5 protein-coding genes and 1 pseudogene are annotated in these 6,037 nt (G+C 64.0%); 4 read left to right on the top strand and 2 right to left on the bottom strand.

The features are described from left to right. The 3 genes and pseudogenes from EN925_RS19345 to EN925_RS19330 all read left to right on the top strand — a co-directional run. Nucleotides 1–205 (top strand): SDR family oxidoreductase (locus EN925_RS19345; RefSeq protein WP_128336816.1); only part of this gene is annotated, 205 nt, incomplete at its 5' end. Nucleotides 206–281: 76 nt separating this feature from the next. Then, nucleotides 282–1,697, top strand: a pseudogene (lpdA, locus tag EN925_RS19340) (dihydrolipoyl dehydrogenase); the annotation flags it as partial. Between the two features lie 853 nt (nt 1,698–2,550). Next, nucleotides 2,551–3,030, top strand: a complete 480-nt coding sequence (locus EN925_RS19330) for a DUF2867 domain-containing protein (RefSeq protein ID WP_164753487.1) — start codon at nt 2,551–2,553, stop codon at nt 3,028–3,030. 10 nt (nt 3,031–3,040) lie between these two features. Here EN925_RS19330 and EN925_RS19325 read toward each other — a convergent pair whose 3' ends face one another. Together EN925_RS19325 and EN925_RS19320 are read right to left on the bottom strand one after the other, a co-directional pair. After that, the gene (locus tag EN925_RS19325; RefSeq protein ID WP_127369657.1) at nt 3,041–4,111 is read right to left on the bottom strand and encodes a TraB/GumN family protein; all 1,071 of its coding nucleotides are present in this window, start codon (nt 4,109–4,111) and stop codon (nt 3,041–3,043) included. Nucleotides 4,112–4,341: 230 nt separating this feature from the next. Continuing rightward, nucleotides 4,342–5,280, bottom strand: a complete 939-nt coding sequence (locus EN925_RS19320; protein ID WP_024504979.1) for a tyrosine recombinase XerC — start codon at nt 5,278–5,280, stop codon at nt 4,342–4,344. Between the two features lie 97 nt (nt 5,281–5,377). Here EN925_RS19320 and rimM point away from each other — a divergent pair, with 97 nt between their 5' ends. Then, nucleotides 5,378–5,977, top strand: a complete 600-nt coding sequence (rimM, locus tag EN925_RS19315) for a ribosome maturation factor RimM (protein ID WP_013528858.1) — start codon at nt 5,378–5,380, stop codon at nt 5,975–5,977. Nucleotides 5,978–6,037 lie beyond the last annotated feature (60 nt).

The raw sequence follows: 6,037 nt of genomic DNA, 5'->3' as shown, positions 1-6,037 counted from the left end.
CGTCAATGCGGTGCGGCCGGGCATCATCGACACGGACATCCACGCCTCCGGCGGGCAGCCGGACCGGGTGGAGCGGTTCCGCGATCTGCTGCCGATGAAAAGAGCCGGTACAGTGGATGAAGTCGCGGGCGCGGTTCTCTATCTTCTCTCCGACGCCGCGTCCTATACGACGGGCGCGATCCTGAATGTAAGCGGCGGCCGCTGAGCGCTCTCAAGCAGATCGAGCATGATGTTATCCGAAAACCGCGTCACACTTTTCGGCATCATGCTCAAAACAGAAGGACAGTATCATGGCTTATGACGTCGTTATCATCGGATCGGGACCCGGCGGCTATGTCTGCGCCATCAAGGCGGCGCAACTCGGGCTCAGGGTTGCGGTGGTCGAGAAGAACGCGACCTTCGGCGGCACCTGCCTGAACATCGGCTGCATCCCGTCCAAGGCGCTGCTCCATGCCTCCGAGATGTTCGCCGAGGCCGGCCACTCCTTCGACACGCTCGGCGTCGAGATATCGGCGCCGAAATTGAACCTGAAGAAGATGATGGCGCACAAGGATGCGACGGTGTCGTCGAACGTCAACGGCGTCGCCTTCCTGTTCAAGAAGAACAAGATCGACAGTTTCCGCGGCACCGGCAAGGTGCTCGCCGCCGGCAAGGTGTCGGTCACCTCCGAGGACGGCAAGGTCGAGGAGATCGAGACCAAGAACATCGTCATCGCCACCGGCTCGGATGTCGCCGGCATTCCCGGCGTCAAGGTCGACATCGACGAGAAGGTGATCGTGTCGTCGACCGGCGCGCTGTCGCTGGATAAGGTTCCCGGCCATCTGGTGGTGGTCGGCGGCGGTGTCATCGGGCTCGAGCTCGGCTCGGTGTGGGCGCGGCTCGGCGCCAAGGTCACCGTGGTCGAATTCCTCGACACCATCCTGGGCGGCATGGACGGCGAGGTCTCCAAGCAATTCCAGCGGTTGCTGGGCAAACAGGGCTTCGAGTTCAAGCTCGGCGCCAAGGTCACCGGCGTGGCCAAGGCCAAGAAGGGTGCGACCGTCACCTTCGAGCCGGTCAAGGGCGGCGCCGCCGAGACCATCGAGGCCGATGCCGTGCTGATCGCCACCGGCCGCCGCGCCTATGCCGACAGCCTCGGGCTCGGGGAAGCCGGCGTCGAGGTCGACGAGCGCGGCCGGGTCAAGACCGATGGCCATCTCAAGACCAATATCCCGGGCATCTATGCCATCGGCGATGTCATCGCCGGGCCGATGCTGGCGCACAAGGCCGAGGACGAGGGCGTGGCGGTAGCGGAAACCATTGCCGGCCAGGCCGGCCACGTGAACTATGACGTCATTCCGAGCGTCGTCTACACCAGCCCGGAAATCGCCTCGGTTGGCAAGACCGAGGAAGAATTGAAGAAGGCCGGCATCGACTACAAGATCGGAAAGTTCCCGTTCAGCGCCAATGGCCGGGCGCGCGCCATGCTGCACACGGACGGTTTTGTGAAGATCCTCGCCGACAGGCAAAGCGACCGCGTGCTCGGCGTGCATATCGTCGGCTTCGGCGCCGGCGAGATGATCCACGAGGCGGCGGTGCTGATGGAGTTCGGCGGTTCGTCGGAGGATCTCGCCCGCACCTGCCATGCGCATCCGACGATGTCGGAGGCGATCAAGGAGGCGGCGCTGGCGACGTTCTTCAAGCCGATCCACATCTAAAGCCCTTTCATAAACTCTACTCCGGCGGCCATCTGGCGAGGTTTTCTCCGCTTTCACAGCGCCGCACGTCCTCCTGGACGCTTAAAGGATGCTGTGACCCTTTTTGATTGGCGCATGATCCTCTCCGAAAATCGGACTGATCTTCGGGGTCATGCGCTGCTCACGGACCCAAATGTCCGCTGCGCTCCGGTTCTCGAAAACCACACCAGCTGACTCACCGGAGCGAGTTTCTGGAAAGGCCTTTCTGGCGGCCCCTACAAAACAAAACGGCCCGCTTTTCAGCGGGCCGTTCGTAACTGATATCGAGCCAATCACTGGGCCGGTGCAGGTGCCGGCGCAGGGGCTGGTGCCGGCGCAGGAGCCGGTGCGGGCGCGGGTGCCGGGGCAGGCGCCGGTTCTGCAGGTGCCGGAGCAGGCGCGGGCGCAGGTTCAGCCGGCTTCATCGGTTCCGCCGGTGCAGGCGCTGGGGCCGGTGTGCTGGCCGCCGGCGGCTCGGCGGGTGCCGGGTGCTCACCACTTCTTCCGAAAACATAATACGCGACAACCGCCAGAATAACGACGACCAGGGCAATCAGCCAACCGCTACCACCGCCGCCGCCACTTGGCCTTGGTGCGTTGGTGGACGAATTGAACGGGTCGTTTGGATTCGGTGTGTTCGCCATAAAAGTGTCCTCCGTGGATGAAAAATATCAATCAACACCATACAACGCGCAATCATTGAACTGGTTTCACGCTAGGGTTGGAAAACGCCAAAAACAAGGACAATCCTGCCCTTCCGCAGCCGGAGTGGCGTCGTTTCGCCACGCAGCGCGCCAAGTTTGCGTCTGTTAAGGTCGAATCAGAGGGTTTTGCCGTGACGAATTCGTCAGCTCAGCTTGTCCCGAATCACTGCGATGCTCTTGCCAGAGCCCAGTTCGCAGACCGCTATGTGCTGGTCACTGAAGGCCTTTCCTTAACCGCACTCGGCGCGGCCGAACGCGCTCTGGGGCGAACGCCGCCCTGGGTCGGCAGGCTCATGGCGCTGCGCAATCTTGCCGTCAGGCCGTTCCGGCTGAAGACGGGCCTGGAAACTGCGGTGTTGCCGTCGGGCCGGATCGGGATATTTCCGCTCATCAGCCAGTTTCCCGGCAAGGTTGTGCTTGGCCTCGACGACCGGCATCTCGATTTCCGTGTCCTGGTCGAAGTCAGGGATCTTGGCAGCGGCCGGCAAGAGGTGGCCGCGACGACGATCGTCAAGACGCACAATTGGCTCGGGCGCGCCTATCTCGCGATCATCATGCCGTTTCACCGGATGGTCGTTCCGGCGATGCTGGCCCAGATCCTGGCGAAGTAAGCTGAAGTCACTAAAGTCCGACAGGCGTGACGGTGTAACCGGCCTTGCGGAAACCCTCGACCAGGCCTTCGGGGCCGGGGAGGTGGAGGGCGCCGACCGCCATGAAGACATTGCCTTTGGCAAGGATCGGTTCGGCATGCTCGACCATCACCTTGTTGCGGCTGGTGATCATGGTTTCCTCGAACGCCGCATAGCCCGCGGGGTCGTCCTGTTGGTCCGGCATGGCCGCACGAAACAGCGGCCAGAACATGCCGGTGTCGCCACGCTGGTAGAGCACGATCATGGTTTCGTTGATGTCGTTGACCTTGTCGCCGAGCTTCAGCGTGTCGACGAGGCCCTTCATGTGAAACGCCAGCGGCAGCGAGGCCATGGCGCGCAGTTGGCCTTCAGCCGTCTCCAATCCTTCCACCGGCTTGCCGGAAGCCTTCGCGCCTTCCGCCAGCCTGACATCGAGCACCGGGGCGCCGCCTGACTGACGGGCCAGCTCGCAGGCCGGCAGTGCCATCATGGCCGAGAGCATCCACGGCTTCATCTTGGCAACCGTTGCCGGCGGAATGCCGCGTGCGTCGAGCGCGGTGTTCATGGCCGCCGCATCGTCGGGCGACAGTAGCGACGCCAGCGTCGTCGAATCCGTGAACATCATCAGGTCCGGCTCCTTGAGCATCGCTACCATCATCTTCTGCTTGTCGAGCACGTCGGTGGTTTCGATGACGATGGTGCCGGCGGCGTCATAGGCTTTCTGCGCTTCGGGAGGCAGCGTGGTGACGCGCGGGTCGGTCATATGCATGGTGCCGAACAGGAAGGACGGCTTCTCGCCGGGCTTTTCCAGCTTCCACAACAGGCCCTTGCCGTTCGGCGTCGCGGCGGCTTCCGCTTCGATCTTGCGGTAGGTCGCCGGATCGTTCTTCTGCAGGGCCGACAGCATGTCGGCACCGGTGCAGGTCGGGACTTCGGCATGCGCCTTGCCGGCCGCGAACAGCAGCACGGCGAGGAACGACAGGAAGAACAGAACATTGAGCGCGACGAGCAGCTTCAGCGACACGGAAGCAGCACGGTCGGCGATGGCTATGACGCGTTTCATGAGCCTCTTCTAGGACTGAAAAGCGGCAAAACGGTTAACCTGTGCTGAGAAATTGTCTTGGACTGGCTATCGCCCTCAACTGACGTCGATGGGGCTCATGCTTCAACGATTAGCGGAAACGCCCATTTCTTCGTCATCCCAGGGTCTCCGCGACGGAGCTTCGCTCCTGCTTCGCCCAGGGACGACGACGTTGGGGAGGCTTTCGGCCAAATGGTGAACGTTACCGGCGTTCACGCCCTGGGATGCGCCTGCTCATAAATCTCGAGCAGCCTCGCGGTGTCGACGCCGGTGTAGATTTGCGTCGTCGACAGGCTGGCGTGGCCGAGCAGTTCCTGGATGGTGCGCAAATCACCGCCGCGGCCGAGCAGATGCGTGGCGAAGGAATGGCGCAGCGCATGCGGCGTCGCGGTATCGGGCAGGTTGAGCGCCGAGCGCAGCTTGGCCATGTCGCGCTGGACGATGGCTGGGTTGAGCGGGCCGCCGCGGGCGCCGCGGAACAGCAGGCCCTTGGGGTCGAGATGGTAGGGGCAGAGCCGGCGATATTCGGCGATTGCCCTGAGCGCCACCGGCAGCACCGGCACCAGGCGCGTCTTGCCGCCCTTGCCGGCAACGCGCAGCACCGTGTCGGCCGCCGACGCCAGATCGGCGCCGGTCAGGCCGAGCGCCTCGGAAATGCGCAGGCCAGAGCCGTAGAGCAGCGTCAGCACGGCGGCGTTGCGGGCTGCGATCCAGGGTTCCTCCGCCAGTTGGCCTTCGATGGAAACGATATGCTTGGCATCGCTCGCCGTCAGCGGCTTGGGCAGCGATTTGGGCTGGCGCGGCGCGCGCAGTGCCGCCGCACCGGCCGCATTGGCGAGGCCGCGCCGCTCGAGGAAACGCAGCAGCGAGCGGATGCCGGCGAGACCCCGGCCCAGCGTGCGGGCGCCGGCACCGGCATTGCGCCGCGCCGCAAGGAAGCCGCGCAAATCCGCCGGGCGCAGATCGGCGATGTCCGAAATGCCGGGCGAGCCGCCGCAATGGCCGGTGAGGAAATGCAGGAACTGACGCGTGTCGCGCTCATAGGCTTCCACCGTCTCGGGCGACAGCCGACGTTCTCGCGCCAGCATCTTCAGCCAGCTTTCGCGCGCCGCCTGGAGATCGGGTTTGGCCGGGATGAGGAATTCCTGCATGGCGGCATTTTCGGATATTCGGGTTAGGAAGCGGTGAATAGCCCGTCATTGAAATGACAGCCGCGTGGGGCTAGAGCAGGCCAAAGGATATTTCGCCATGAGCAAGCTCCAGAATCCTGTCCAGATGGCCGTGATCGGCGCCGCCCATGGCATCAAGGGCGAATTGCGGGTGAAGACCTTCACCGGCGAGCCGCTGGCGCTGGCCGATTACGGGCCGCTCTACGCCAGGGACGGGCGCGCCTTCCAGATCGTCGACATCAGGCCCGCCAACACCGTCGTCGTGGTCCGTTTCAAGGGCATTGCCGACCGCAATGCGGCCGAGGCGCTGGCCGGCACGGAGCTGTTCGTCGACCGTTCGATGCTGCCGGACGATGGCGAGGAAGACGAATTCTACCATGCCGACCTCGTTGGCCTCGAAGTCCGCGACGACACGGGTGCCGTGCTTGGCAAGGTGGTCGCGGTGCACAATTTCGGCGGCGGCGACATTCTCGACGTGACGCTGGGCGGGCGCAAGGGCGTGCTGATCCCGTTCACACAGGCTGCCGTACCGCAAGTGTCGATCGCCGAGGGTTTTGTTCGTGTCGATCCGGCGGCAGCCGGGCTGGTCGATGACGAGGATGGCGGTGGTCCGCGTGAGGAAGACTTCGATCCGAAGGGCAGGCCGCGCGGACCGAGCGATGCCGGGGGCAACCGGTGAGTTTTTCCGCTTCGGTGCTGACGCTTTACCCCGAGATGTTTCCCGGCGCGCTCGGCCTGT

This window comes from Mesorhizobium sp. M7A.F.Ca.US.006.04.2.1, assembly GCF_004022915.1.
GTDB classification, from domain to species: Bacteria; Pseudomonadota; Alphaproteobacteria; order Rhizobiales; family Rhizobiaceae; genus Mesorhizobium; species Mesorhizobium ciceri.
This window is presented reverse-complemented; position numbering and strand designations above follow the sequence as displayed.

Bases quoted from the DNA above. Each gene is read 5' to 3' on its own strand.
- EN925_RS19325 (WP_127369657.1), bottom strand. From the start codon at position 4,111: ATGAAACGCGTCATAGCCATCGCCGACCGTGCTGCTTCCGTGTCGCTG.
- EN925_RS19320 (WP_024504979.1), bottom strand. From the start codon at position 5,280: ATGCAGGAATTCCTCATCCCGGCCAAACCCGATCTCCAGGCGGCGCGC.
- rimM (WP_013528858.1), top strand. From the start codon at position 5,378: ATGAGCAAGCTCCAGAATCCTGTCCAGATGGCCGTGATCGGCGCCGCC.